The organism is Lentzea rhizosphaerae, from assembly GCF_042649515.1.
Taxonomy (GTDB): Bacteria; Actinomycetota; Actinomycetes; order Mycobacteriales; family Pseudonocardiaceae; genus Lentzea; species Lentzea aerocolonigenes.
This window is the reverse complement of the sequence record NZ_JBHRZI010000022.1, coordinates 17,804-42,646: the sequence shown is the minus strand read 5'-3', so window position 1 is coordinate 42,646 and position 24,843 is coordinate 17,804. Positions and strand designations below refer to the sequence as shown.

Below are 24,843 nucleotides of genomic sequence, written 5' to 3'. Positions count from 1 at the left end.
GTCACTTCACCCCGTGCTCGGCGGCCAGCCGCCTGAGGTTGGCGAGGTCGGCGCCGTGCACCTCGGCGGCGTACGCGTCCTGCCGTTCGGCCGCCAGGCGCACGGCCTCCTCCGCCTGCTCGATGCGGGCGAGGAGGTTGTCCCTGAACTCGTTCACGACATCACAACCTGTCGAATTGAAGATTTCTTCAATTCGACAGGTTACTCCTACCGCATCGGCTCACACGAAGGCGCTCTGCCCCGTGATCGCCTTGCCCACGATCAGCGTGTTCATCTCGCGGGTTCCCTCGAACGAGTAGATCGCCTCGGCGTCGGCGAAGAAGCGGGCGACGTCGTGGCCGAGCACGATGCCGTTGCCGCCGAAGATCTCCCGGCTCCACGCGACGACCTCGCGCATCCGGGAGGTGACGAACGCCTTGGCGAGCGACGAGTGCTCGTCCTGGAAGATGCCCGCGTCCTGCAGCCGGGCGAGCTGCACGAGCATGCCCCAGGAGGCGGTGATGTTGCCGAGCGACTTCACCAGCAGGTCCTGCACCAGCTGGAACCGGGCGATCGGGCGGCCGAACTGCTGACGTTCCTTGGCGTAGTCGAGGGCGAGCTCGTACGCGCCGATCATGACGCCGAGCGCCTGCCAGGCGACGCCGCCGCGGGTGGCGCGCAGGATCTCCGCGACGTCGCGGAACGAGTTGATGCGCTGCAACCGGTTCGCCTCGGGCACGCGCACGCCGGTCAGGGTGATCTCGGCGTTCTCGACGATCCGGAACGCGATCTTGCCCTCGATCTTCTCCGCGACGAAGCCGGGCGTGCCCTTCTCGACGACGAAACCCTTGACGTGGTTGTCGTCGAGGTCGCGCGCCCACACGACCACGTAGTCGGCGAACGTGGCGTTGCCGATCCACTTCTTGGCGCCGTTGAGGATCCACGTGTCACCGTCGCGCTTCGCGGTGGTGCGCATGCCGCCCGCCACGTCGGAGCCGCCGAGCGGTTCGGTCATCGCGAACGCGCCGATCTTGTCCATCGCGGCCATGGCGGGCAGCCAGCGGTCGCGCTGCTCCTGGGAACCGCCCGCGTAGATCGAGTACATCGCGAGTCCGTTGTGGACTCCGAAGAACGTGGCGACCGACGCGTCCGTGCGGGTCATCTCCATCGCCACCATGCCGGTCAGGAGGTTGCTGACGGCGTCGGGGTGCTCGCCGTAGCCTTCGTAGGACAACGCGGTGAGGCCGGCACCGCGGAACTTGCCGATCAGCTCGTGCGGGAACTCGCCGCGCGCCCAGTACTCGTTGACCATCGGCTTGATCTCGGTGGTCATGAACTCCCGCGCGCTCAGCAGGATCTTGCGCTCCTCGTCGCTGAGCAGGGCCTCGTAGTTGTAGAAGTCGGCCACCAGCTGGTCTTCCAGGCGTTGCATGATCAGTTCTCCTCCAATGCCGTCAGAACGGCGAGCTGCTTGCGGTCGCGCGTCTCGGCCAGCGCCGAGTACGTGGAGGAGCCGTAAGCGTCTTCCACGGCCCTGATCAGCCGTTCGGGATCTTGCGAAGGGGTGCCGAGTGTCAAGCCCTGCACGGACTTGCCGATGTGCTCGGCGAGGTGCCGGTAGCCGCCGGGGCCACCGCCGAGGTGGGCGCCGAGGAACGGGCCGACGGTCGCCCAGCGGATGCCGAGCGAGTTCGTGACGACGGCGTCGAGGTCCTCAGGCGTCACGACGCCCTGTTCGACGAGGTACGCGGCTTCGCGGGACAGTGCTGCCTGCAAGCGGTTGCCGACGAAACCGGGGATCTCCTTGCGTTCCACCACGGGCGTGCGGCCGAGCGAGCGGTAGAACTCGACGGCCTTCGCGACGGACTCTTCCGAGGTCTGCCGCCCCGGCACGACCTCGACCAGCGGGATCACGTGCGGCGGGTCGAACGGGTGTCCGATCAGGACTCGCGACCCGTCGATCCCCTCGGTGAACGCGGTGGACGGGGTCGCGGACGACGAGCTGAGCAGCAGAGCGTGTTCTGGTGCTTCCCCGACCAGTTCGGCGAAGAGCGACTTCTTGAACTCCAGGTTCTCCGGGCCGTTCTCCTGCACGAAGTCCGCGTCCCGCACGGCTTCCGCAACGCTTCGGGTCACCTGCACGCCCTCGGGGACGACGAGGTCCGGACGGGGATCGACGACGCGCACGGTCAGTCCGTGCTCCGCGAACAGGCGAGCCCACGACAGGCCGATCACTCCGGCACCGATGACCGCGACGGTGGTCATGCTTCCTCCAAGTAGTCGTGGACCGGCTTGGCGGGAGCGAGCGTCAGGTCGGTGATGACGTGGCTGGCGGACACGACCTCCAGCACGGGCAGGTCGGCGAGCGGCGCGAGGACGTGCTGGAAGAGCTGCAGACGTGCCGGGCCGGTGTACGCGGCCTTCACGACGACGTCGGTGATCTCCGTGCGCACGAGCTCCTGCACCCGCAACGAACCGTCGTAGTCCGGGATGGTCTTCAGCATGAACGTCGGAACCGTGATCTCCGCCTCGGCCTCGCGGCGGTCGAGCTCGAAGTGCTTGTAGCCCATGGTCGCGGTGGCCACCCGCACCGTGCCGTAGTCGAGAGTGCCGACCAGAGCACCGTTGTCGGCGTAGAGCTTCGGCGAGCCCATCACCTTCGGGTAGGCACTGACCTCGCGGCCGGACGCGGTGGCGGCGAAGCTGTCGAGGTACATCGCGTGCAGGTACTCGCCGCGCTCGCCGTCGAAGACGACCTGGATCGCCTGGCCCGCCTCGGTGTACGGGCCGTAGCCGGTGACGTCGTTCATCTTCATGACCTCGAACCGGACGAGCGGTTCGCCGATCTCCAACGGTGCCGGGACGACGGCCCGCAACGCCTCCGGATCGGTCCGGTAGACGATGTTCAGGTACTCGCGGTCGTAGAACCGGGGCTGCACCGCGGGAAACGCGGGCGCGGTCAGCGGTGTGATGCCGAGCATGTCACTCCCCCGTCCAGTGTGGAGCGCGGCGTTCGGCGAAGGCGGTCATGCCCTCGCGGACGTCGGCGGTGGTCATCAGCTTCGTGCTCTCGACGCGTTGCGCGGCCCAGGGATCCCGTGACCGCACGACGGCCTTGACGGCGGCGAGCGCGAGCGGGGCGTTGAGGGCGATCTGTTCGGCCAGTTGCAACGCGATCGCGGCGGCCTCGCCGTTCGGCACGACCCTGTTCGCGATGCCGAGCGCGCCCGCGCGGCGGCCGTCGACCGGCTCGCCGGTCAGCAGGATCTCCATCGCGAGGTGGTACGGGATCCGTTGCGGCAGCCGGACCACTCCCCCGCCGGCGGCGATCAGGCCGCGCTTCACCTCCGGCAGCCCGAACCTGGCGTCCTCGGCGGCGACGATCAGGTCGCATCCCAGCGCCAGCTCGAACCCGCCGCCCAGCGCGAATCCCTCGACCGCGGCGATCACCGGCTTGGTGAGCTCGGCTTCGGTGAGTCCTCCGAGCCCGCGATCACCGACGACCGGCGACTCGCCCTTGAGCGCTGCCTTGAGGTCCATGCCGGCGCTGAAATTTCCACCAGATCCGGTGAGCACGCCCACGCGGAGGTTCGGCGTGACTTCCAGCTCGTCGAGCGCTGCGGCGAGCCCGGTCGCGACAGCCGCGTTGACGGCGTTGCGCGCCTGCGGCCGGTCGATCGTGATCAGCAGTGCCGAACCGACGCGTTCGGTGCGAACCTCGTTCATGACAGCACTCCTTGTTCTGTGATCTCGGCAAGAACCTCAGCGGTGTCCTGACCTGGCAACGGGGCCAGCCGGCGGACGGTGGCGGGCGTGGCGGAGAACCGGACGGGGATGCCGATCGAGCGAACGGCTCCCTCGGTGGGGTGCTGCACGACGTCGAGCAGGTGGCCGTCGCGGACGTAGGAGTCCTCGTGGGCCTTGTCGAGCTCCAGCACCGGCCCGAACGGGATGCTCTGCTTCGCGCACACCTCGGCCCACTCGTCGCTGGTCAGCGCGGAGGCGCACGCGTCGACGAGGCCCATAAGGTCGTCGGTGTCGGCGGGATCGAGGCGCTCGCCCGCGACGCGCGGGTCGTCGACCAGGTCGGGACGTCCGGCGGCGGCGAAGAAGTCGCGGAAGTTCTGCGGGGTGTAGGGCACGACGCACGCGAGACCGTCCTTGGTGTGCACGGCGTGGTGGCCCTCGGCCATCGACAGGTTGAAGCCCGTTGGACCCTCCTCCGGCACGAACGCGTGACCCGCGAGGTGCTCGACGAGGTTGAACGCGATCATCGTGTCGGCCATGGGGATCTCGACGCACTGCCCCTGCCCGGTGCGGTTCCGGTGCACCAGCGCGGCGAGCACGCTGTAGGCGATGGTCAGCGACGAGACCTTGTCGCCGATGATCGTCGGCAGGTAGACGGGCCGCCCGATCGCGCGGTTGGCGATGTCGACCAGGCCGGACGCGCCCTGGATGGTCTCGTCGTAGGCGGCGGCACCGGCGCGGTCGGAGTCGCCGCGGAAGCCCTGGGCGTGGGCGTAGATCAGGCCGGGGTTGCGCTCGGCGACGTCGGCGAAGTTCAGGCCGAGCCTGCTCAGCGCGCCCGGACGCATGTTGGTGATCAGCACGTCGGCCGTGTCGATCAGCTTGAGCGCCTTCTCGCGGTCGTCGGAGTCCTTCAGGTTGAGGGCGACGCTGCGCTTGTTCCGGTTGACGTTGAGGCTCAGCGGCGTCATGCCCGGCGTGGTGCGGTAGCGGCCGTTGCGGACGGTGTCCACAGGCGACTCGATCTTGATCACGTCGGCGCCGAGGTCTCCGAGGATCTGGGCCGCGTACGGGCCCATCACCACGGTCGAGAGGTCGATCACCCGCACGCCGTCCAGCGGACCGGCGGTGACGTCCTTCATCGTTCGTCCTTTCGCACCTGCATCGTTGTTGTACAACCGAAGCTAGTTGCGAATGGCCAGAAAGGGAACGATCATGTCGCGAACAATGGTATGACCACAGCGGTCACACCATTGTTCATTTGGTGATGGGTTCGGTGAAAATGTCGCGAGCTGCGGCGATGACGTCCTTGAGGTCGCCGTCGGCTCCGCGGTCGTGCCGCCACAGCAGTCCCGTGTCGAGCTGGGCGCGGAAGTCCTCGAACGGCAGCACCACCATGTTCTCCAGCTGGTAGCCGCGCATCGAGCTGTCCTCGTCCAACATGGAGACGGAGAACCCGAGCCCGCTGGACACGATCTCCGACGTGCCCTGATAGCCGGTGTTGCTGAGCTGGATGCGCTTTTTGATGCCCAGCTCGTGCAACTGCCGGTCGAGCTGCTCGAAATAGGAGGGAATCAATTCTTCCGGCGCCTTCGCATAGGCGAGATCGGCGAGATCCGCCAGTTTGACCGATTCACGGCCTTCGAACTGATCGGCCGGTACGACGGCACCAAGACGTTCCGTCATCACGTGCAGCGTGTCGAGAGAGGACTCCTGCACGGGCAGACGTGCCAAGGTCAGCGCGAGCTTCCCGTCCTTCACCGCCGCGACGAGGTCCGCGGTCGTCCCCGGCCACCGCTTCACCTCGAACCGGTCCTCGACGCGCTCGGCCAGGACGTTGAGCCGCTCCCGCAACGCCGGGTGCACCCCGGCGGGCATGCCGACGAACACGGTCGTGCGATCGGGTTTCGTGGCCTGGTCGAGCCGCCACCTGATCGACCCGACCCGCTCCAGCACGTCCCGCGCGATCGGCAGCAGCGCCGCGCCCGCCGGGGTCAGCTCCACGTGGTGCGTGCTGCGGTCGAACAGCGGGCGCCCCAGCTCGTGTTCGAGGTCCTTGATCCGCTGGCTCAGCGGAGAGGCGGCCATGTGCAGCTTGCGCGCGGCAGCCGAGAAGTTCAGCTCCTCGGCGACGGCCACGAAGTACCTGAGGTGCAGCAGTTCCACGTGATCCACACTAGGCCGTTCGGCTCAGACGGAGGGCAACGCCGCCAGCTTCCGCGACGCTTCGGACTCGCCCCAGCGGAACCCGATCCGCCGCGACAGCTCCACGGCCTCCGTGTACGAGGCACGCGCCTCGGCGATCCGTCCCGCGAGCTCGTGCACGATCCCGCGGTCGAGCAGCACCCCCGCCTCGATCTGCCTGTCCCCCACCGAACGCGCGAGCCGCAACGCCTCTTCCGCCAGCTCCAGCGCCTGGTCCAGCGAGCCGAGCTGGCGGTGCGCGTCGGCCATGTTCGCCAGCGCGTGCAGCTCACCGGAGCGGTCACCGCAGGCGCGGAAAGTCGTCAAGGTCTCCTCGTAACACGCCAGAGCCGCCGGCAGGTCGCCGAGCGCCGCGTGCACCAGGCCCAGGTTGGTCCGCACGTAGGCCGCGCCCTGGGAGTCCGACAGCTCCTCGCGCAACGTCAGCGACGCCTGCAGCGAGGTGACGGCGGCGGGCAGATCGCGGCGGCGCCAGTGCACGATGCCGAGGTTGTTGAGCGTCACGGCCTCGAGCTGGCGGTCGTGCAGCTCGCGGGCAAGGCCCAGGGCGGCCGTCCAGTGCTGCTGGGCTTCGGCGAACTTGAAGCCGCGCTCACAGGCCGCGCCGAGTTCCTTCAACGCCAACGCTTCCGCGCGGAGGTCGCCCAACGAGCGTGCGGCCTCCAGGGCGAGGGTGTTGAGCGCGGCCCAGTCCGCCACCTCGGAACGACGGCGGAAGTACCAGGACAGACCGGCGGCGAACGCGATCGCGTCGGCCGGCGAGGCCTGGTGGGCCGCGGCGATCAGGTTGTCGCGCTCCTCGGCGAGCCAGAGGTCGGTCGGGTTGTCCGCCAACGCTTCCAGGTAGTGCTTGTGCAGGCGTTCCAGCGCCAGCGACCGTTCCGCGGACGTCTCCGAACCGCGGCAGCGCTCGCGTGCGAACAGGCGCAGCAGGTCGTGCAGGGCGAACCGGCCGGGCACCGGTTCCTCGACCAGGTGCGCGTCCGCCAGTTCGGCGAGCAACTCCTCGACGTCGGGGACGTCGGTCAGCGCCCGTGCCGCCGCCACCGCGAAGTCCGGGCCGTCCAGCAGACCGAGCAGGCGGAAAACCCTTGCCACGGCAGGAGAACCCAGTTCGGAGTAGCTGACCTCGAACGCCGAGCGCACCGCGACGTCACCGAGCTTGAGCTCGTCGAGGCGGCGCGTCTCGTCGGCGAGCCTCGCCGCCAGCAGCGGTGCCGTCCACTGTGGACGTGCGGCGAGCCGCGCACCCGCGATCCGCAACGCCAGCGGCAGTCCACCGCACCAACGCACTAGCTCCGTCGCGTCACCGACCTTCCCGGCGACGCCTTCCAGCAGCTGGAAGGCCTCCTCCAGCGGCAGCGCGCCGAGCTTCACGTACGAGGCGCCGTGCAGCGCGGTGAGCGGACGGCGCGAGGTGATCAGCACGGCCGAACCGGGGCCGGTCGGCAGCAGCTGCTTGACCTGGGCCGCGGTGGCAACGTTGTCCAGCACCACGAGCAACCTGCGCGACGCGGTGAGAGACCGGTAGCGCAAGGCCTCCTCGTCGCCGGGCCGGTCGCCGAGCGCGCGCAGGAACTGGCTCAGCACGCGGCCGGAGGCACCGTCGGAGAGATCGGCGTAGAGCTGGCCGTCCGGGAACCGCGACGCGATCTCGTGGGCCGCCCGGACGGCGAGCGCCGACTTGCCGATGCCGGCCTGCCCGGTGATCACGCACACCGCGACCCTGTCCTTGCTGGTCTGTGCCTGATTCTGGCCCTTGATGAGAGCGAGCTCGCGACTACGGCCTGAGAACGTGACCACGTCCGGCGGCAACTGGCGGATCGCCGACGCCCCAACGGGTTTCGCGCGCAGAACCTCGGCCTGCACCCGGCGCAGCGACTCGCCGGGCTCGACGCCGAGCTCGTCGAGGAGGACCCGGCGGCACTCCTGGTAGGCGGCGAGCGCCTCGGCGGCCCTGCCCGCGCGGTGCAGCGCGACCATCTGCTGCTCGCGCAGGCGCTCGTTCAACGGGTGTTCGCGCACCCACTCGTTGAGGTCCGCGACGATCTCGACGTGCCGCCCGAGGTCGAGCTCCGCCTCGGCGCACTCGACCCGTGCGGCGAGTCGCAGTTCCTCCAGCTGCGCGACGACTCCGCGCAACAGCCCGGAAGCGGCGAGGTCCGCCAGCGCCGGCCCGCGCCACAACGCGAGCGCCTCCCGGTAGCGCTGCGGCGTGCGTTCGCGGCGGGCGACGTCGAGCAGCTCGGTGAACCGGGTCAGGTCCAGCTCGGCGGGGTCGATCGACATCAGGTAGCCCGGCGCGCGCGACAGCAGGCGCGACCCCACGATCTTGCGCAGCTGGTAGACGTACACCTGCAGGTTCTTGAGCGCGGTCTTCGGCGGCGCGTCGTCCCACAGCACGCTGATCAGCCGGTCGACCGACAGCACCCGCCCCGGCTGGGCGAGCAGCAGCGCGAGCACGGCCCGTTGCTTGGGCGGCCCAAGGCTCAGGCGCACGCCATCGTCGGCGTAACACTCCACCGGCCCGAGCACCCGGAACTCCACAGCTCCCGATCGTAACTACCGATCGCATACCGGACGCATGCCACGCGCCCTGACGTTTGACCCATGATGAGAACCTCACTCGCCCTGGCGGTGGCCTTCGGCACCGTGGCGGCCGCCGTGTCCCCTGTTCAGGCTGCCGAGCCCTACACCGAGAGCCCGTCGGTGGCGCGCGCCATCCGTTCGGGCGCGGACTCGCACACCGCATACGACGTGATCGTTGGTGGCGCCAAGAGAGCGACGTTCCACGTCAGCGATCCTGCATACACCATTCAGACGACGTCTTCTGCAGACGGTATGCAGTCTGCGGTCATCTCGGACTTCAACGGAACGACCGGCAGCAGCCTGCACACAGTCGACCGTTACGGGAAGTCGCGGTTCGTTGCCCGCGGCGCGATCACCTCGGCGGTATTCCACGGCTCTTCTCTCGCGTACGCCGACGGCGAGAACGTCGTTGTCGACGGTGTGGTCGCAGGCAAGCTCAAGGGCCGCGCACCCCAGCTGCTCGGCTTCACGACCGACGGCACCGGCCTGCTGGCCGTCGAGCACCCGGACGCGGCCGACGACAGCACGTACGTCGGCTCGCTCGTCCGGTTCGACCTCAAGACCGGCGCCGCGAAGCCGTTGATCAGCAGCGACTCCACGTCCCTGTACCGCGACTTCAAGCTCGTCGACGTCAAGGGCGAGCAGCACGTCAGCTTCATCAAGCACAACGAGATCTACCGCTGCGGCGGTTCCGACCCGCAGTGGCTGGGCCTCGCGACGGAGAACGGCGAGGTCCGCTCGCTGATCGGCGAGACCAGGCACCACTACCGCAGCGCGGTGTGGAGCACCGACGGCGCCCGTGTCGCGTACGAGGTCATGGGGTGCGTGTCCGACAAGAAGCTCGGCCCCGACCAGTTCGCCGGGTTCAACGGCGTCTACGTCCAGGACCTCGCCTCCAAGAAGGCCTCCCGGGTCGTCGAGGGCCTGTCGTTCAACTACGCGCTGACCGGCATCGACGGCGCGACGGCCGTCATCGGCAGCCCGCAGAAGGGTTACCGCAAGGTCTCCGCGGAGAAGGCGTCGTCGCTAGATGGTGAGATCACCACGATGGGCCGGCTGAACCGCGCCGAGTACATCCACCAGCTGTGGGACACGCGCAACGAGTTCAACGGCAACTCGTCCTGCGGCCCGACCAGCGCCGTGATCGACCTCGTCACCTACCAGCTGACCAGCGAGTTCGGCGTCCAGGTGTCGCAGCCGTCCTCGCACTGGTCGAAGTGGGGCCGCTACATCACCGACGAGTTCACCAACCGCGGCACGACCTTCAACCGCGTGATGAACGACTGGTCGCGCACGGGCAGCTGGAAGGGCGCGCACGGCTGGATCACCGGCTACTACTGCGGCGGCAACCCGGCCCGCCCCTGCGCCTCCTGGGAGTCCGAGCGCGACTTCCTCGCCCGCAACGGCGCCGCCGTCCAGCAGGGCAACTTCACCCCGGCGCAGGTCCGCGCATTCATCGACCAGGGCAAGTTCGTGATCATGAGCGGCACGTGGGGCTCGACCGCCGGGCACCTGTCCGTGGTGATCGGCTACCACGACAACGGGTCGTTCTACGTGCACGACACCTACGGGGCGGGCACCGACGGCAGCTACGACGGAGCGAACCAGCTCTACACGTGGAACTACATCGCGCCCGTGCAGATGTGGGCCGCCTGAGTACTTGACGCCAGCCGTCAAGTACTTGCTATCGTCTGTCAAGTGGCGACCACCTCCGAACACGTGGACCTGCGCGACGACCTGATCCGGCTCGTGACGAGCCGCCTGCTCGACCCGCTGGAGATCCTCTTGCCGCAGGCCGACCTCGTCGGCCTGCGGTCTTCCGTCGAGGCCGACGCCGAGATGTGGGCGGCCCAGCTGCTGGGCCCCGACGATGCGATGGCCAAGCAGGTCGTGATCCGGCTGATGGCGGTCCTCTACCCCGGCGACGCCCCGTTCGACCCGCCCGACGGGTGGTGGGCCACGCCGCTGGGCCGTGTCACCGCACGTCGCGCCGGCCACCCGAGCAAGGAGTGCGTGTCGTTCGGGGTGGCCGGCGCGATGCTCGGCATCACCCGCCAGGGCGTCCACGACCTGGTGAGCCGCCACAAACTCGCGCGGCATCCGGACGGCGGCGTGACCGTCGCGTCCATTCGCGCCCGGCTCGACTCGAGGAGAGAACCGTGAAGCTCGCGGCTCGTGATCACGGCGGCGACGGCCCGCCGATCCTGTTGCTGCACGGTCTGGGCGGGGACAGGACCGTGTGGGAAACGTTTGCGCCGCACCTCGACGGGCGTGCCGTGGCCATTGACCTGCGTGGGCACGGCGAGTCTCCCGACGGCCCGTGGGAGTGGGAGGCGGTGCTGGACGACCTGGAGGAGACCATCGTCCACTTCGGACTCGAAGATCCTGCCGCAGTCGGGCACTCGCTGGGCGGGATCCTCGCCGGCATGTGGGCGCTGCGGCACCCGTCGTCGACGGTGGTGAGCCTGGACGGGCACCGTTCCGCCACAACGGATCCGGCGAACTACGCGGGTCTGCCCGCCGGCGAGGTGCACGAAGGTCTGGCCAAGCTCAACGCCATCTTCACCGCGCAACTGGAGACGATCACCCGGCCGAGCCGCGAGATCACCTCGACGCTGCGGAAGTCGCCCGAGTTCGCGGACGCGCTGCCGATCTTCGCGCGGGTCACGAGTCCGTTCCTGCTGGTGCTGGCCACCAGGAACCTGCCGGTGCCGCCCGACCTCGCCCCGCTGATGGACGCCCACCGCGCCGGTCTGCGCCGCGACCTGCCGATCATCTGCCCGAACGTGCGCGTGCGCGAGGTCGACGCCTCGCACGGCATGGTGGTCGAGCGGCCCGCCGAGGTCGCCGCGATCGTCAACGGGTTCCTCCGCTCGCGGGTGTGACCGAACTTTTCCCCGAACGCGCGGGGAGAACTGCCTCCCGTCCTCCACATCGGTGGTGCAAGCACGATCGACAGGAGGCAGGAAATGCGATTCCACCTGATAGCGGCCGCCGTAGTTGCCGCACTGGTCTCGGCGGTGTCCCCCGCGCTCGCGGACGGCCAGGGCGACCCGTGGTCACCGGTCCACCGCGTGTTCTTCTGGGAGAGCCCGCAACGCCAGAACGACGGCGTCGAGCTCGGCCCGGCGTCGGCGTCCTACGTCCTGCGCAACGTCACGCGGGACTGCGCGATCTTCTGCTGGAACGACTGGGACAACGTGCCCGCTTCCGCGCACGTGCAGGCGCAGACGGTGCTGACCGTCTGGGACCGGGCGGACCGCAACGGGCCGTGCGCGAACCTCGACGGCGGCGCGGTCGGGCGCACGTTCGACGACCTGGCGCGCATCGGCGGCCTGGAAGCGGGGCTGCCGATCGGTGAGCACTGGAGCAAGAGGATCTCCTCGGTGCAGCTGACCAGGCACGGCGGTGTGATGCCCGACTGCGTGTGGGTTCGGACCGGTCCGAACCTGGTGGCAGACGCGGGTTTCGAGCAGCAGCGGTCCAGGACGATCAGCGCGCCGTGGCGGGGAGAAGGGCCTGACTTCAAAGGTGTGGACGTCGGGCTCGGGTTCTCGTTCAGCAACGGCAACAACGCGTTCGTCCGCACGGCCAGCCGCAACTGGAACGCCGTGTCGCAGTTCGTGCCGGTCATGCCGAACACCACCTATCGGCTGCACGGATGGGTGCGCACGTCCGGCAACTACACCGGCGGCTTCTTCGGCGTGCGGCCCAACAACGGCACCAGGTTCCAGGAAACCGGCTTCGGCGCGGGCGCCGGGTATCGGCTGATGACGGTCACGTTCAACTCCGGTACCGCCACCGGTGTCACCGTGTTCTCCGGCTACTGGGCGCCGGGCGTCGACTCGTGGATGCAGGTCGACGACGTCACCCTCGCGGTGCTCTGACGCACCGGATCGGCCGATGCCGCACGGCCCTCCCCGCGCGCAGAATGCCCGCGGGGAGGGTTGCCCGAACTTTTTCTTCCGGATGCGGGGAGAACCGGCCCGCAGCCGCCACACAACTCCCGAACGGGTTCCCACCACCTTCCTCGGGAGACGAGATGACGACACATCTGCGCGTGCTGCGCGGGGGTCAGGACGACGACAGCGAGCTCGTCGCGCGGTTGCGCGCGGGTGACTGGACGGCGCTGGACGCCTTGTACGGCCGGTATTCCCTGCCGGTGTTCCAACGTTGCTGGCGTGTGCTGCGCACCAGGCACACGTCGTGGGAAGCCACCCACGACACGTTCGCGACCTACCTCGCCCAGCTGCCGAGCGTGCCGCCGCGCGAGTGGTTGCTCGCGACCGGCAGCCGGCTGGCGCACGCCCGGCGAGGTGCCCGATGAGTCTCATCGACCGGTTGCGCGACAACGACGAGGACGCGCGGAGAGAGCTCTTCGAGCACTGCCAGGCCAAGTTGCGTCCCTTCTTCGCGGCCAAGCTGCCGAACCTCAGCGACGTGGACGACTGCGTGAGCGAGGTCGTGGCCAGGGCACTGGAGGGCATCCGTGCCGGGCAGGAACCGGAGGTGCTCGAGGCCTGGCTGCACGGCATCGCCCGCAACATCACCTTCGAGCGCTACAAGGCCGCCAAACGCCGCACTGACGAACTGCCGGCCGAGATCACCGCCGACCCCGGTGAGGCGCCGCTCGAACTGGCCGCACCGGACCTGCCGGAACTGCCCAGCGAGATGGAACGCCTGATGGGCAAGCGGGAGCTGTGGGCGCTGCTCGGCGCGGCGGCGGAGGGCATCAGCCCCGGCCTGCAACCGATCATGCGCGCGCACATCGCGCAGACCGTCGAGCGGGGCAAGCTCGCCGTCGGTGCGGAACTGGCGAAACGGCTGGAGCTGCCGGCGAGCAGGGTCGACCGCCAGCTCGCCCGCGCCCGCATCGCGATGCGCAACGCCATCGTCGCGCTCGTGCTGGCGCGCACGGGCCGGGACAGCTGCCCCGCGCTGGCCGCGCTGACTCCGCCGGGACGCAAGGTCGTGCTGAACCCGTCCGCGTCCAGCGCGGTGTTCAAGCACTCCGCGTCCTGCCCGGTCTGCGGCCCGCTCGCGTCCCAGGCCGGCACCTACAGCCGGTGGGCGCTCGGCCCCGGCCTGCTCGGCCTCGTGCAGGAGGACGAGGAGGAACGCCGCCGCATGCTGCTGGCGCTGTTCGGCCGCGGCGCCGACACGGCGGCGTCCGCACCGACCGCCGTCGCGGGTGGCGGGCTGATCGACCGGGCGCGTTCGCTGGTGATGGAGAAGCTGTCCACACCGCAGATGCAGTCCGTGGTGCAGTTCGTGAACCAGAATCCCGACCTGGTCCGCAGAACCGCCGTCGCGGTGGTCGGTGGCGGGGCGGTGGTGAGCGCGGCGATCATCGCGATCCTGCTGGCGGGACCCGACGACATCATCGCCGAACCACCACCGGACGACCCGCACCTCTCCTCGACGGTCAGGTCGACGCCGGTGACCGCTTCTTCCAGCGTCACAACGACTCCTCCGGTGTCGCCGTCCGCTTCGACCGGCACTCCGAAGCAGGTGCCCGTCGCGCTCGTTCCCACGACGACGACCACGACCGCTGCTGTGGCAGCGACAACAACGACGGCGAACCAGCAGCCGCGGACCACGACGGCGTCGACCACATCAACGTCAACAACAACAACAACAACCAGCACGCCGCCGCCTCAGAACGCCGAGATCACGATCGACGCGACGTCGTTGAGCTACACCAGTTTCTCGTTGTCGGGCGAACGCAACACACGTGATCCCAAGCAGTCCCACCGGATCGCCACGCGTCCCGGCCGGTACACCCTGAGCGCGCCAGGAGGAGGCTCGGTCCCGTTCGAGGTCACCCAGACCGGAACCGTGGAGTACGACCACAGCTACGACACCGTCCTCAGTGGACGCGGCACCTCCGCGCTGGTCGTGCGCGGCGCACGGGTCACCGTCGACTCGTCCGGCCTCAGCTACGCCAACGCGACGGTGTCGGGCCTCGGCTGGCCGGCTCCCGCACCCGTGCGGACGATGAACCTGTTGCCCGGCGGTCACTTCTTCGTGCCGATGGGCGGCAGCCAGATCGCGTTCCAGGTGACCCCGGCGGGCACCGTCACGTACACCTCGGCGCTGATGGGCGGCAGCGGCACGTCGGCGCTGACCGTGCGGGGCCTCCCGATCACGGTGGACAGCACCGGGCTCGACTACTACAACGTGTCGGTCACCGGAGTCGGCTGGCCCACCCCGGCCAAGGTCCGCACGTTCCACCTCGTGCCCGGCAACCACGAGGTCGTGACCAGCGGTGCCACCGAGGTGCCGTTCACGGTCACCGAGGCCGGCATCGCCACCTACTCCTCACCGTTGCTCAGCGGCACCTCGACACTGGCCGTGCACGGCATCCCCGTGACGCTCGACAGCACGGACCTCGACTACTCCACCGTCACGATCGGCGGCGCGGGCTGGCCCGCACCGGCGAAGATCCGCACGTTCCGCCTGCTGCCGGGCAACCACGACGTGCTCACACCCGCCAACACCAAGGTGCCGTTCACGCTCACCGCGGCGGGCACGCTCACCCACACGTCACCGGTGCTCACCAGCAGTGCGAGCACGCTGGCCGTGCACGGTCTCCCGATCACCGTGGACAGCACCGAGCTCGACTACGCCAGCGTCTCGGTCACCGGAGCCGGCTGGCCCGCACCCGCGAAGATCCGCACGTTCCGCCTGCTCCCCGGCAAGCACGCCGTGCTCACCGGCGCCGGCAACAAGGTCGACTTCGAGGTCACCGACGCGGGCACCGTGCAGTTCACGTCGGAACTGCTGCGCGGCAACGGCACGGCGACCCTGAAGGTGCAGGGACTGCCGATCACGCTGGACGTCAGCGACATCGACTACACCAACGCGACGGTCAGCGGGGCGGGGTGGCCCGCGCCCGCGAAGATCCGCACGTTCCGCCTGCTGCCAGGCCCGCACGACGTGCACACGTCCGCGGGCATCAAGGTCGGCTTCACCGTGACCCCAGCGGGAACGGTCACCTACGACGTGCAGGACCTGCTCGCCGGGGCGAACACGTCGACCCTCGTCGTCCGCGGCCTGACCGTCACCGTCGACGCCACCGCGACCGGGCTGTCGTCGTTCACCGTTCTCGGGCTCGCCGGCCGCAACGCGAGGCAGCCGCACGATCTCGGCCTGCTGCCGGGCGCCCACGCCGTGATGCTGCCTGACGGCCGCAGGCTGCCGTTCACGGTGGACACGGCGGGCCACGTCGGCTACGACCCCGGTCTGGACGCCGTCCTGGCGGGACGCGGAACGTCCTCGCTGGTCGTGCTGCGGTGAACCGGCTGGTAGTCGACGGCCCGCACGCCGTGCCGGACCACCGCCCGGTACACGACGTCCGAGACGATCACGGCCAGGTCCTGGCACGCCACGTCCGCCTCCAGGACCCGGACCGCGGCGCTCAGGTCGTCCGCGAGCCACCGCAGGCGATGTCGGCGCACCTCACCCGCGCACACCGCCATCCGCAACCGGATCGGCGGGTTGCGCGCGTTGTGCACCCGCAACTCCCGGAACAGAGCCGGGATCAGCGAGTCCCGCAGGTCTGCTTTGGACACGGTGGCGGGCACGAGCACCACCATCCCGTGCCCGCGGTCGGGCACGACGACCCGCCACCACCCGATGTCCGCGGCCCGGAACGCCTTGCGGACGACCCTTTCCATCGCGTTCTCGGCCCGTGTGCGAGCCAGGTCGTCGCGCCCGGCCCCGCAGACGTCGACCACGACCATCGTCCTGTACTCGGGCTCGGCCGCTCCGGGAAAACGCATGTCCGACCACCTCCATCCAGGAAGTGGCCTCAGGCGCCGATTCCTCCCCTGCCGTCGCCGAGGAGCCTCTCCAACGCCCGGCGCGCCCGGCGTGGCGCCGCGCTGTCGTGTTCGAGCTGCAGGAAGTGGTTCAGCGCCAGCATGATCCCGACGATCTCGTAGATCAGCTGGTCGACGTCGGTGTCCTGCGGCAGCTCGCCGAAGCTGACCGCGCGCCGGATGTGGATCCGCAGATCCCTGCGCCACAACGCGTTCATGCCCGCCAGCGCGTCCCGCACGCGGCCGCTGCGCCCGTCGAACTCGGTCGTCGCCGCGGTGAAGAAGCACCCGCCGGGCAGCACCTCGCGTTCGAGGTACGACACCCACGCCTCGCAGACTGCCCGCAGGTGCGGAAGTCCCGACGGCGCCTGCTTCACCCGTCCCGGCACCTCGCGCTGGAAGACCGCCGCGGCCTGGTCGACCACCGCGAGCTGCAGGGTCTCCTTGGTGCCGAAGTGCCCGAGCAGCCCGGCCTTGCTCATCCCGAGCTCCGCCGCGAGCCGCCCGATCGTCAGCCCCTCCAGACCTTCGGCCGAGGCGATCGCGAGGCTTCGGTCGAGGATGCGCTGCCGTGTCTCCAGCGTGTCGGCAACAGATCTGCGCGGGCTCACGGACGCAGCCTACGACACTTTAGCTACCGACCGATCGGTTGCTATATTCGCCGAGTCGCCTCGCCGAAGGAGCTCACCTTGTCCGGATCCCGTGTCGTCGCGCTCGGCCACCACCAGCCCGAACGCGTGCTGACCAACGCCGACCTGGAGAAGATGGTCGACACCAACGACGAGTGGATCCGCCAGCGCACGGGCATCGCGACCCGCCACATCGCCTCGGCGGAGGAATCCGTAGCGGACATGGCGGCCGTCGCGGCGTCGAAGGCCCTCGCCTCCTCCGGCCTCGCGCCGTCCGAGATCGGCCAGGTCATCGTCGCCACCTGCTCGGCCGTCGACCGCTGCCCGTCGATCGCGGCACAGGTGGCCGCACGCCTGAACATCCCGTCCGCGGTCTGCTTCGACCTCAACAACGCCTGCGCCGGCTTCTGCACGGCCCTCGCCACCGCCGACCACACCGTGCGCGCGGGTGCCGCCCAGAACGCACTGGTCATCGGCGCGGAGAAGATGTCGGACCTGGTCGACTGGACCGACCGTTCGTCCTGCATCCTGCTCGGCGACGGCGCGGGTGCCGCGATCATCAGCGCCGCCGACTCCGCCCAGATCGGTCCTGTCGTGTGGGGTTCGGACCCGAGCCGGGGCAACGCCGTGCGGTTGGTCGACGAGTGGCACCCGCAGTTCGTGCAGGAGGGGCAGGCGGTGTTCCGGTGGGCGACCAGCGAGCTGCCGGCTGTGGCTGCTCAGGCCTGTGAGCGGGCGGGGATCGCTCTCGGGGACCTCGCCGGGGTTGTCACGCACCAGGCGAACCTGCGGATCATCGAGGCGCTGACGCGTCGGCTCGGGCTGCCTGACGGGGTGGTGATCGGGCGGGACGTGGTCGAGTCCGGGAACACTTCGGCGGCTTCGGTACCGCTGGCGTTGTCGAAGATGGTGGAGCGTGGGGAGCTGCCGTCGGGTGCGCCGGTGCTGTTGTTCGCGTTCGGGGGTGGGCTGTCTTGGGCTGGACAGGTCGTGACCTGTCCCTGACGCGCGCGTTGCGTGGGTGGTGCGGTTCGGTTCAAGCCAGGACTGCTCGGCCTCGGCCGTGAAAGGCCGGTGTGGCGGCTCGGGAGCCCGCCGAGCCGCCACACCGTTGGTGACGCACGAGAAGAGAAGGTCGACCTGCCGGCGCGGGAACGAGCGCATCGTCCGCGTGGCGTCATCGGTCCGCCACCTGACCACGCGGACGACGTCGGAGTTCGCCGTTCCCGCTTGCCCTGTGCCGGCAGTGGTACCTCCTCCGGCCTGGTTAGGGCCTCGCGCGTCCTCCGCCCACTCGCACCATCTCCGGCCTCGAACGTGAATGCCGCCGCCGCTGCAATGGCGGGGACATCGACGACGAGACGGACGGGGGAACAGATGATGCGTGGGCGGCGACTGGTTCTGGAACCTGGATCTGGGTGGTGGGAAGAACTTCTGGAACGGCAGCGACCTTGGTCTCCTCGGCCGGCTGCGTCCACACCGAGACGTTCGTGTCCACCTGGTTCTGGCGGAAGAGCTCCGGGGTCTCGGTGATGATCTTGCCTGGGGACTCGAGGCCGACGATGCCGACGAGCTTTCCGTTGGCGATGAAGCCCGTCAGGCCGTTCACGTCGGTGGTGTCGGTGCCCAGGACCGGGAGGCCGGCGCCCTGGACCCGCATGCCGTACTGCTCGGTCCAGAAACGCGGGACCGGGGTGTAGGTCTTGGCGTGGTTGCGCCCGACCAGGAGGTTCTCGGCGGCGATGCGGCCGCCCTCGACGGCGTTGAGCCAGTGCTCGACGCGGCGCACGGCGCCGTTGAAGCGCATGTTGGGCCAGCGGGCCACGTCACCGCAGGCGACGATGTTCTCGGCACCGACCACGTGGTTCGTGGCGTCGCACAGCACACCGTCGGAGATGTCCAGGCCGGAGCCGCGCAGCCAGTCGACGGCCGGCGCGGCGCCCACGGCGAGGACCACGCACGAGGCGAAGAAGACCTGGCCGTCCGAGAGGTGGATGCCGATGCCGCCGGGCTGGCGCACCCAGTGCTTGATGCCGACGCCGGTGGCGAGTCTCACGCCGTGGTGGATGTGCGCTTCGGTGATCTTCTTGCCGATCTCGTCGCCGACGACACCGCCCAGCAGTGCGGGCGAGCGCACGATGAGGGCCACGTCGCGGCCCATGTGACGAACCGAACAGGCGAGCTCGCAGCCGATGAACCCACCGCCGATGACGGCGACGAGGCCCTGCGACTGACGGATGTTCTTGCGGATCGCGACCGCGTCGTCCAGCGTCCGCAGCACGTGCACCCGCGGGTCGTGGCGCGGAGCACCGCCCATCGCCCTGGCGTCCACGCCGGTAGCGATGATCATGCCGTCGTACTTGATCTCCTCGCCGCCGGGCACCCACACGGACTGCTTCTTCGGGTCCAGGTGCAACGCGGGCGAGTTCAGGCGCCACTCGGCGTCCAGGTCGCCGGAGAAGCTCAGCAACGAGTCGTCCGGGTGCCATTCACCGGTGATGATCTGCTTCGACAGGCACGGGCGGTGGTACGGGAGGTGCCGCTCGGCGGACAGGATCGTGATCTGCCCGTCGAAACCCATCTCCCGAAGCCGTTCCGCGGAACGGACTCCTCCGAGCCCACCGCCGACGACCACGATCCGTTCGCTCACTTCACTCGCTCCCTGATCTCGATCGCGCGCATCGGGCACGCGCGCTGTGCCGCTCGGGCCTGGGCGAAGTGCTCCTCGGGCGGGCGGCGGTTGTAGGTCAGGCGGTTGTCCTCGATCAGCTGGAAGACATCCGGGGCCTCCGCCTGGCAGGTGCCGTAGCGGTGGCATTTCTCGTTGTTGACGCTCACGTCCATCGCGTCGCCCTCGCCGACACCGGGTTCCTTGCCGCGCTCGGAGTCGAGCATGCCGATGCGGGTAAGCACCTCGGGCGGCAGGAAACGGGCCAGGGCCAGGGTCGCGGTCGGGACGAGGACGGTGAGGCCGGCCAGCCAGAGAACGGACAGGTTGCCGTTCGCGATGGCGCCGAACCAGGAGTGGACCACGGTGGCGCCCACCACGACGTACGCCGTTTGGTGGAACCGGAGCCACTTGCGGTAGAAGACTTTGTGCCGCATGGACGCCAGGACGGCGATCGCGGCCATGACCTCGAGGCCGACGATGCCGAGCGCGTGGCGGAAGAGGCCGCCGTCGACCATGGGCACCAGCAGCTTGTAGAAGGGAAAGGTGCCGGTCTGGATCAACGTGAAGGCGAAGGCGTGGATGCTGCCGAACGCGATCGTCAGCGAGGCGAGCACCATGTGCCCGTTCTTGAGTCCCTCACGGCCGGTGAGCTTCTCGGCCCATCCGGTCGCGATGAGCACGCCCCAGGACAAGGTGGCGCACATCATGACGTAAGCCAGCCTGGCAGACAGCTGCGCCATCTTCTTGACGCCCGAGTCGAACTCGGCTGACTGAGCCACCAGGAGCGGAATCTGGCTGGACAACAACTCTTCCTCCGGAAAAGAACTTCTCGCGGGAACCCACCCGGCCCTGCTAGTGCAGGAGTGGACACATCAGGGCCGGGCGGGTGGGAACAGGTCCGCGTTGGAGTGCCTCTGACCTTGGGACACCACCTCCGTTTCCCGTCACACAACGGGGTCTTGCTGAATCACCGCACCGGTCGTCGCGGGCGGAGTACTCGGAGCAGGAGGATCGTGAGGACCGCTCCCGCCATGGTGACCGTGAGGATCACCCACATGTTCGGCCCCTCACCGGAGGCCAGGCTGGCGTTGATGATGCCGCCGGCGGGCTGGGGTTCCGCGAACGACGAGTCGCCCGCGAGACCGGTGCTCTCCAGCAACGTCATGTGCTTCATCACCACGTCGATGCCGGCCTGCGCGAACCCGCGGATCACGTCGTTGCGGGTCCCCGAGCGCACCTTCGCGATGAACGGGAAGATCTGGCCGTGCGCGGCGCGCAACCGGGCGACGAACGCCTGGTCGAACGCGTCGCCTTCGAGCGCGTTGATCTCTTCCATCCACGACTGCTGCGCAGGGTTCGGCACGTCGGGCGTGGTCAGCCCGAACCCGGCGGCCGTCTTCTTCGTCAGGTTGTCCAGCATCATGTGGTCGAGCATGATCATCTTGCCGATCTGCTTGACCCTGGCGTTGGACGCCTTGGTGGCCGTGAGCTCGCCCATGGGCATCTCCCACAGGCCTGCGAGGCGCACCCTGTTGAGCAGTTCGCGGTCGTTCGCGGTCAGCGGTCCGCTCGGGGTGTCCATCACTCCCCCGGTGTCCGCCGGCTGCGCAGCAGCCGTCGCGGTCAGGCCGGAGAAGAGGAACAACATCGCCAAGACGGTGGCGAGGGCTCTGGTCATCGTCTTGATGTCCTCGTTGTTCAGGGGAAGTCGGTAGGGGTTCGAAGATCGAGCAGTGGGCTCAGTAGCCGGGCGCACCCGACGTCGGTGCAGACGAAGGCGTCTGACCGGTGTTCGGGCTGGGGGACGTGCTCGGCTTGCTGCTGCTCTTGCTGTTGTTCTGCGCTTTCCCGCCGGTGATCTTGGCGCCGTTGGGGGCGGTGACCCACCACGTTCCGCCCTTGCCCTGGCCTTTCATGTCACCGGCGGCCTTGTCCTCGGCGTAGGTGTACTGCGGGAAGCCCGCGATGGTGAGCTGCTTGGTGCCGTCCGGCCTGGTCAGGACGCCCATGGAGATCGGGTCGACGCCGGTCGCCATCACCGGCTTGTCCGCCGGGACCGGCTTCCAGGTGTTGGCGCACTCGCCCTCGCAGTTCGACTTCGACGGCTTCGGGGTGTCCTTGTCGAAGCGGTAGAGCGGGAGCCCGTCACCATCGGTGATGAACCACCCCATGTCGTCCCGGTTCGAGATGAACAGGGCCATCGAGGCGCTGTTGTCGGCGTTCTTCGCCGACAAACCGCCGGTCGCGACCCCTCCGGGGGGCTCGTTGGTGCTGCCGCACGCCGTGAGGCTGACAGCCAAGGCCGCGAGGGCGGTGATGGCTTGACCACGTCGCATCGGCAGGTCCTTTCTCGGCTTGGGTACCGAGGAGTACGGACACGATCCGGCAACGGTTCACGGTCTTCGTGAGGAATATTTGCCTCTCGACTTCCGCCGGTTCATGAGGCAAGGATGTCCCCCGTGGCGCGGCATAGACGTCAACGCGAGTTAGACGAACAATCACCAAGACCGGGATCTCTCGAGGAAGAGTTGATCCGTCGGCTGTACGAGGAATTCGGCAGTGCCCTGCTGGGACACTGCATGAGGTTGACGGGCCATGATCGTCAGTGGGCCGAGGACATCGTGCAGGAAACCCTGGTCAGGGCATGGCGCAACGCCGAAAAACTCGAACGTGACCCCGTGCTCCTGCGGTCGTGGTTGTTCACGGTGGCAAGGCGGTTGGTCATTGACGACAGACGAAAGAGAAGCGTCCGTCCGCAGGAGTTCGAACTGACCCCTTCGGACGAGTCGCCTTCGGGCGGCGAGGAGGATCGCACCCTCGCAGCGATCGTCGTCGCCGAGGCGATGAACGGTCTCTCAGAGGAACACCGGGAGGCTATTCTCGAGACATACCTGCGGGACCGCACCGTCGGTGAGGCCGCGGCGGCACTGGGTGTGCCACCGGGAACGGTCAAGTCGAGGGTGTACTACGCGCTCCGTGCGTTGCGGCGTGCGTTGCACGATCGGGGAGAGACGCGGTGACAACGGCACCAGATCACCTCGACGTCGCCGCCTACGTGCTCGGCATCCTCGATGCCGATGAGGTGGAGGCGTTCGAGAACCACCTGACGGAATGTCGCAGGTGTGCCCTTGACCTGCGCGACTTCGCGGTGGTGCCCGACCTCATCGACGAAGCCGACGCGGGCGGAATGCTGCGCGGAACTGCGCCGGAACGCCCGGACGGCAAGTCGGTGCGAGTCATGCTGGACGCCGTCGCGGCGCGCAGGAAGCGCAGACGGTGGTTCGTCGCCCAGGGTGTCGCGGCCGCCGCCGCCGGCATCGTGGCGGTGACAGCTGTCGTCACGTCGCTGGTCGTGCGCGGCAGCGATGACGGCTCGAACCGCGCTGCACCCCAGAACCCCGGCACCACGACTTCGCAGACGAGGGTGGCGAACAACTCCACCGACTCGTCGATGAAGGTGCAGCAGCAGGATCCGAACAGCGGCGTCTTCACCAAGATCACCGCCTCGGACGAGGCGTGGGGCACCTCGATGGACATCGAGGTCAGCGGCATGAACGGCCCCGGAAGGGGCTCGCTCGTCGCTGTCGGCCGCGCGGGCCGCGTCGCGCAGGTCACGTCCTGGTACGCGCCGGAACCGGTGGCCGGCGACAAGAAGACGATCCGGCTCCAGGCGAACGTGGCCATGCGCTGGCACGAGATCGCGACGTTCCGGATCGTCGACGAGAACGGAAAAACCCTGCTCGAAGTAGTCGCGTCCTGACGCTTTCCCACACCAGCCCACTGCCCCCACCGGATCCGTGAGATCCTGTGGGGGCGGTTGTCGTTTTTGGGAGGCAGTACACGTGGCGATTGGCCCGTCAGCGGTCGAGCGTTGGCTCGATCTGTCCACAGAGGAGCTGCGCGCTCAGGTCAAGCAGCTCGTGAACTCCCGGCTTCCGGGTGATCACGCTGTGTGGCAGGCGATTCGGCGTCATCCAGCACTGGTCCCGCGCATCCGGGGTGTCCTCTCCGGACTCGCGGCGACAGCGGCCGGCAGCAAGGACGAGGCCATGCAGAAGGTGTGGATCTCCAAGGCGCGCGCCGCCCTGGACCAGCCCGCACCCGCGCCGGTGAAGACGGTGCGCAAGCCCGTGGTGAAAGAGGTTCCGGAGCAGGAACCAGAACCCGTGATCGAGCTCAAGCAGCCAGAACCGCAACAGAAGCAGCCGCACAAGCCGGCGCCCACGATGCTGTTCCAGGAGCCCAGTTAGCCATGGTCGTCTTCGGATCGCTCATCTCGCTGTCAGGTCTGCTGATCCTGTTGTTCCGCACCGCCCCGCTGGGCGGCCTGAACCCGGCCGTCGCCGGCTGGGTGCTGCTCGCGCTCGGCCTGGTGTTCGCGGGACTGGGTGTGCTGCGCAGCCGCCGCAAACGCGCGCAGAACGGCCCCGGCCCCGTCGGGAACCCGATCCAGCGCGTGAAGGCGTTGCCGCGGCTGTGGAAGGCCTGGCGCAGCGGCAACTACCCAGAGCTGCCGCGCAGCCAGGTGGCGATGTGGGCGGTCGCGCTGGTGTACCTCGTGTCGCCGATCGACGTCCTGCCGGAGTTCCTGCCGGTGATCGGGGTGGCCGACGACGCCGGGGTCGTGGTGTGGCTGCTCAGCAGCCTTTCCCTCGCCTCAGGCTCGTACCTGCGCTGGGAGAAGACTCATCGCGACACGGGTCGCGGGATCGAGTCCCCTTGAGGCCTCCTCGCGCATGATTTCGGCCAGACCGGGAGAGACCTCGGTCACGGCGCGGAACCCGAGGCGCTCGTAGTACGGCTCGTTCCACGGCACGTCCCGGAACGTCGTCAGCGTCACAGCGCGCTCGCCGCGTTTCACGTGTTCGATCAGCGCGGCGCCGATCCCCTGACGTGCGTGCGAGGGATGCACGCTGATCTGGTGGATGTGGGTGGCGCCGTCGACGTCACCGATCGCGATGAACGCCACGGGCAGGCCTTCCTCACCGACGGCGACCCAGACCTCGTGCTCGGCGAGGTCCTCCAGCGACATCGGGTCGTCGTCGGCGATCTCGGGCATGCCGACGTCGCGGAAAACCTCCCCCGAGGCGTTTTCGATCTCCTGGAGGTACGGCAGTTCGGCTGGTTGGGCGACACGGATCAACACGCCCGACATCCTGGTAGGTCGGATGCGGACCCCGCAGCCCAATAACGTTAAAGT

26 protein-coding genes are annotated in these 24,843 nt (G+C 68.8%); 11 read left to right on the top strand and 15 right to left on the bottom strand.

Going from position 1 to position 24,843, the window contains the following annotated elements; all coding sequences use genetic code 11:
• Position 1: 1 nt before the first annotated feature.
• The 8 genes from ACFOWZ_RS26635 to ACFOWZ_RS26600 all read right to left on the bottom strand — a co-directional run bounded on the left by ACFOWZ_RS26635 (position 2) and on the right by ACFOWZ_RS26600 (position 8,478).
• Complete coding sequence (locus ACFOWZ_RS26635) at positions 2-157, bottom strand: hypothetical protein (protein ID WP_382376620.1); 156 nt, start codon at positions 155-157, stop codon at positions 2-4.
• A gap of 63 nt (positions 158-220) precedes the next feature.
• A complete protein-coding gene (locus ACFOWZ_RS26630) occupies positions 221-1,411 on the bottom strand; it encodes an acyl-CoA dehydrogenase family protein (RefSeq protein WP_382376619.1) in 1,191 nt (396 codons plus the stop codon).
• A gap of 2 nt (positions 1,412-1,413) precedes the next feature.
• Positions 1,414-2,244 carry a 3-hydroxyacyl-CoA dehydrogenase NAD-binding domain-containing protein gene (locus ACFOWZ_RS26625; RefSeq protein ID WP_382376618.1) on the bottom strand — a complete coding sequence of 277 codons (831 nt, stop codon included), beginning with the start codon at positions 2,242-2,244 and terminating at the stop codon, positions 1,414-1,416.
• Positions 2,241-2,960, bottom strand: a complete 720-nt coding sequence (locus ACFOWZ_RS26620) for an acetoacetate decarboxylase (RefSeq protein ID WP_382376617.1) — start codon at positions 2,958-2,960, stop codon at positions 2,241-2,243. Before ACFOWZ_RS26620 ends, ACFOWZ_RS26625 begins: the two co-directional genes overlap by 4 nt.
• A 1-nt stretch (position 2,961) precedes the next feature.
• On the bottom strand, positions 2,962-3,705 hold the full coding sequence (locus ACFOWZ_RS26615) for a crotonase/enoyl-CoA hydratase family protein (RefSeq protein WP_382376615.1): 744 nt from the start codon (positions 3,703-3,705) through the stop codon (positions 2,962-2,964).
• Positions 3,702-4,868 carry a CaiB/BaiF CoA transferase family protein gene (locus tag ACFOWZ_RS26610; RefSeq protein WP_382376614.1) on the bottom strand — a complete coding sequence of 389 codons (1,167 nt, stop codon included), beginning with the start codon at positions 4,866-4,868 and terminating at the stop codon, positions 3,702-3,704. The genes ACFOWZ_RS26615 and ACFOWZ_RS26610 overlap by 4 nt, the downstream gene beginning before the upstream one ends.
• Positions 4,869-4,983: 115 nt before the next feature.
• Positions 4,984-5,892, bottom strand: coding sequence for a LysR family transcriptional regulator (locus ACFOWZ_RS26605; RefSeq protein WP_382376613.1), 909 nt, complete (start codon positions 5,890-5,892; stop codon positions 4,984-4,986).
• A 24-nt stretch (positions 5,893-5,916) separates the two neighbouring features.
• Positions 5,917-8,478: an AfsR/SARP family transcriptional regulator gene (locus ACFOWZ_RS26600; RefSeq protein WP_382376612.1), complete on the bottom strand. Its 2,562-nt coding sequence runs from the start codon at positions 8,476-8,478 to the stop codon at positions 5,917-5,919.
• A 63-nt stretch (positions 8,479-8,541) separates the two neighbouring features.
• On the opposite strand from ACFOWZ_RS26600, the gene ACFOWZ_RS26595 reads away from it, so the two are divergent.
• From ACFOWZ_RS26595 to ACFOWZ_RS26570, 6 genes are all read left to right on the top strand, one after another.
• Positions 8,542-10,176 carry a C39 family peptidase gene (locus tag ACFOWZ_RS26595; RefSeq protein WP_382376611.1) on the top strand — a complete coding sequence of 545 codons (1,635 nt, stop codon included), beginning with the start codon at positions 8,542-8,544 and terminating at the stop codon, positions 10,174-10,176.
• A gap of 42 nt (positions 10,177-10,218) precedes the next feature.
• Positions 10,219-10,683 (top strand): hypothetical protein, encoded by a 465-nt coding sequence (locus tag ACFOWZ_RS26590; RefSeq protein WP_382376610.1) that lies wholly within the window; start codon positions 10,219-10,221, stop codon positions 10,681-10,683.
• Positions 10,680-11,405 carry an alpha/beta fold hydrolase gene (locus ACFOWZ_RS26585; protein ID WP_382376609.1) on the top strand — a complete coding sequence of 242 codons (726 nt, stop codon included), beginning with the start codon at positions 10,680-10,682 and terminating at the stop codon, positions 11,403-11,405. The genes ACFOWZ_RS26590 and ACFOWZ_RS26585 overlap by 4 nt, the downstream gene beginning before the upstream one ends.
• 84 nt (positions 11,406-11,489) lie before the next feature.
• The gene (locus tag ACFOWZ_RS26580) at positions 11,490-12,407 is read left to right on the top strand and encodes a hypothetical protein (protein ID WP_382376608.1); all 918 of its coding nucleotides are present in this window, start codon (positions 11,490-11,492) and stop codon (positions 12,405-12,407) included.
• A 155-nt stretch (positions 12,408-12,562) separates the two neighbouring features.
• A complete protein-coding gene (locus tag ACFOWZ_RS26575) occupies positions 12,563-12,847 on the top strand; it encodes an RNA polymerase sigma factor (protein WP_030468720.1) in 285 nt (94 codons plus the stop codon).
• Entirely contained in the window at positions 12,844-15,819 is a 2,976-nt protein-coding gene (locus ACFOWZ_RS26570) for a hypothetical protein (RefSeq protein ID WP_382376607.1), read from the top strand. The genes ACFOWZ_RS26575 and ACFOWZ_RS26570 overlap by 4 nt, the downstream gene beginning before the upstream one ends.
• Here the strand turns inward: ACFOWZ_RS26570 and ACFOWZ_RS26565 are convergent.
• Together ACFOWZ_RS26565 and ACFOWZ_RS26560 are read right to left on the bottom strand one after the other, a co-directional pair.
• Complete coding sequence (locus tag ACFOWZ_RS26565; RefSeq protein WP_382376606.1) at positions 15,753-16,304, bottom strand: hypothetical protein; 552 nt, start codon at positions 16,302-16,304, stop codon at positions 15,753-15,755. The two genes, ACFOWZ_RS26570 and ACFOWZ_RS26565, sit on opposite strands and share 67 nt — an antisense overlap.
• Positions 16,305-16,333: 29 nt before the next feature.
• Positions 16,334-16,954 (bottom strand): TetR/AcrR family transcriptional regulator, encoded by a 621-nt coding sequence (locus ACFOWZ_RS26560; protein WP_382376605.1) that lies wholly within the window; start codon positions 16,952-16,954, stop codon positions 16,334-16,336.
• Positions 16,955-17,032: 78 nt separating this feature from the next.
• On the opposite strand from ACFOWZ_RS26560, the gene ACFOWZ_RS26555 reads away from it, so the two are divergent.
• Positions 17,033-17,977, top strand: a complete 945-nt coding sequence (locus tag ACFOWZ_RS26555; RefSeq protein WP_382376604.1) for a beta-ketoacyl-ACP synthase III — start codon at positions 17,033-17,035, stop codon at positions 17,975-17,977.
• Positions 17,978-18,239: 262 nt separating this feature from the next.
• On the opposite strand, the gene ACFOWZ_RS26550 is transcribed toward ACFOWZ_RS26555, so the two are convergent.
• The 4 genes from ACFOWZ_RS26550 to ACFOWZ_RS26535 form a co-directional block, all read right to left on the bottom strand.
• A complete protein-coding gene (locus ACFOWZ_RS26550; RefSeq protein ID WP_382376603.1) occupies positions 18,240-19,622 on the bottom strand; it encodes an NAD(P)/FAD-dependent oxidoreductase in 1,383 nt (460 codons plus the stop codon).
• On the bottom strand, positions 19,619-20,446 hold the full coding sequence (locus ACFOWZ_RS26545) for a ferredoxin (protein ID WP_382376602.1): 828 nt from the start codon (positions 20,444-20,446) through the stop codon (positions 19,619-19,621). The genes ACFOWZ_RS26550 and ACFOWZ_RS26545 overlap by 4 nt, the downstream gene beginning before the upstream one ends.
• Positions 20,447-20,610: 164 nt before the next feature.
• Positions 20,611-21,321 carry a DUF4142 domain-containing protein gene (locus ACFOWZ_RS26540; RefSeq protein WP_382376601.1) on the bottom strand — a complete coding sequence of 237 codons (711 nt, stop codon included), beginning with the start codon at positions 21,319-21,321 and terminating at the stop codon, positions 20,611-20,613.
• Positions 21,322-21,382: 61 nt separating this feature from the next.
• Positions 21,383-21,979, bottom strand: a complete 597-nt coding sequence (locus ACFOWZ_RS26535; RefSeq protein WP_382376600.1) for a hypothetical protein — start codon at positions 21,977-21,979, stop codon at positions 21,383-21,385.
• Positions 21,980-22,093: 114 nt separating this feature from the next.
• On the opposite strand from ACFOWZ_RS26535, the gene ACFOWZ_RS26530 reads away from it, so the two are divergent.
• The 4 genes from ACFOWZ_RS26530 to ACFOWZ_RS26515 all read left to right on the top strand — a co-directional run bounded on the left by ACFOWZ_RS26530 (position 22,094) and on the right by ACFOWZ_RS26515 (position 24,366).
• Complete coding sequence (locus tag ACFOWZ_RS26530) at positions 22,094-22,663, top strand: sigma-70 family RNA polymerase sigma factor (protein WP_030468711.1); 570 nt, start codon at positions 22,094-22,096, stop codon at positions 22,661-22,663.
• Positions 22,660-23,403, top strand: a complete 744-nt coding sequence (locus tag ACFOWZ_RS26525; RefSeq protein WP_030468710.1) for an anti-sigma factor family protein — start codon at positions 22,660-22,662, stop codon at positions 23,401-23,403. Before ACFOWZ_RS26530 ends, ACFOWZ_RS26525 begins: the two co-directional genes overlap by 4 nt.
• An 82-nt stretch (positions 23,404-23,485) precedes the next feature.
• Positions 23,486-23,893 carry a hypothetical protein gene (locus ACFOWZ_RS26520; RefSeq protein WP_382376599.1) on the top strand — a complete coding sequence of 136 codons (408 nt, stop codon included), beginning with the start codon at positions 23,486-23,488 and terminating at the stop codon, positions 23,891-23,893.
• A 2-nt stretch (positions 23,894-23,895) separates the two neighbouring features.
• Positions 23,896-24,366 (top strand): YkvA family protein, encoded by a 471-nt coding sequence (locus tag ACFOWZ_RS26515; RefSeq protein WP_382376598.1) that lies wholly within the window; start codon positions 23,896-23,898, stop codon positions 24,364-24,366.
• Here the strand turns inward: ACFOWZ_RS26515 and ACFOWZ_RS26510 are convergent.
• Complete coding sequence (locus ACFOWZ_RS26510) at positions 24,301-24,798, bottom strand: GNAT family N-acetyltransferase (RefSeq protein ID WP_382376597.1); 498 nt, start codon at positions 24,796-24,798, stop codon at positions 24,301-24,303. The genes ACFOWZ_RS26515 and ACFOWZ_RS26510 overlap by 66 nt on opposite strands.
• Between the last annotated feature and the right edge of the window lie 45 nt (positions 24,799-24,843).

What these genes read in the sequence shown, in the direction of transcription:
- ACFOWZ_RS26630 (WP_382376619.1), bottom strand. Translation starts at nt 1,411, where the DNA reads ATGCAACGCCTGGAAGACCAGCTGGTGGCCGACTTCTACAACTACGAG.
- ACFOWZ_RS26625 (WP_382376618.1), bottom strand. Translation starts at nt 2,244, where the DNA reads ATGACCACCGTCGCGGTCATCGGTGCCGGAGTGATCGGCCTGTCGTGG.
- ACFOWZ_RS26620 (WP_382376617.1), bottom strand. Translation starts at nt 2,960, where the DNA reads ATGCTCGGCATCACACCGCTGACCGCGCCCGCGTTTCCCGCGGTGCAG.
- ACFOWZ_RS26615 (WP_382376615.1), bottom strand. Translation starts at nt 3,705, where the DNA reads ATGAACGAGGTTCGCACCGAACGCGTCGGTTCGGCACTGCTGATCACG.
- ACFOWZ_RS26610 (WP_382376614.1), bottom strand. Translation starts at nt 4,868, where the DNA reads ATGAAGGACGTCACCGCCGGTCCGCTGGACGGCGTGCGGGTGATCGAC.
- ACFOWZ_RS26595 (WP_382376611.1), top strand. Translation starts at nt 8,542, where the DNA reads ATGATGAGAACCTCACTCGCCCTGGCGGTGGCCTTCGGCACCGTGGCG.
- ACFOWZ_RS26580 (WP_382376608.1), top strand. Translation starts at nt 11,490, where the DNA reads ATGCGATTCCACCTGATAGCGGCCGCCGTAGTTGCCGCACTGGTCTCG.
- ACFOWZ_RS26575 (WP_030468720.1), top strand. Translation starts at nt 12,563, where the DNA reads ATGACGACACATCTGCGCGTGCTGCGCGGGGGTCAGGACGACGACAGC.
- ACFOWZ_RS26570 (WP_382376607.1), top strand. Translation starts at nt 12,844, where the DNA reads ATGAGTCTCATCGACCGGTTGCGCGACAACGACGAGGACGCGCGGAGA.
- ACFOWZ_RS26565 (WP_382376606.1), bottom strand. Translation starts at nt 16,304, where the DNA reads ATGCGTTTTCCCGGAGCGGCCGAGCCCGAGTACAGGACGATGGTCGTG.
- ACFOWZ_RS26540 (WP_382376601.1), bottom strand. Translation starts at nt 21,321, where the DNA reads ATGACCAGAGCCCTCGCCACCGTCTTGGCGATGTTGTTCCTCTTCTCC.
- ACFOWZ_RS26535 (WP_382376600.1), bottom strand. Translation starts at nt 21,979, where the DNA reads ATGCGACGTGGTCAAGCCATCACCGCCCTCGCGGCCTTGGCTGTCAGC.
- ACFOWZ_RS26530 (WP_030468711.1), top strand. Translation starts at nt 22,094, where the DNA reads ATGTCCCCCGTGGCGCGGCATAGACGTCAACGCGAGTTAGACGAACAA.
- ACFOWZ_RS26515 (WP_382376598.1), top strand. Translation starts at nt 23,896, where the DNA reads ATGGTCGTCTTCGGATCGCTCATCTCGCTGTCAGGTCTGCTGATCCTG.
- ACFOWZ_RS26510 (WP_382376597.1), bottom strand. Translation starts at nt 24,798, where the DNA reads ATGTCGGGCGTGTTGATCCGTGTCGCCCAACCAGCCGAACTGCCGTAC.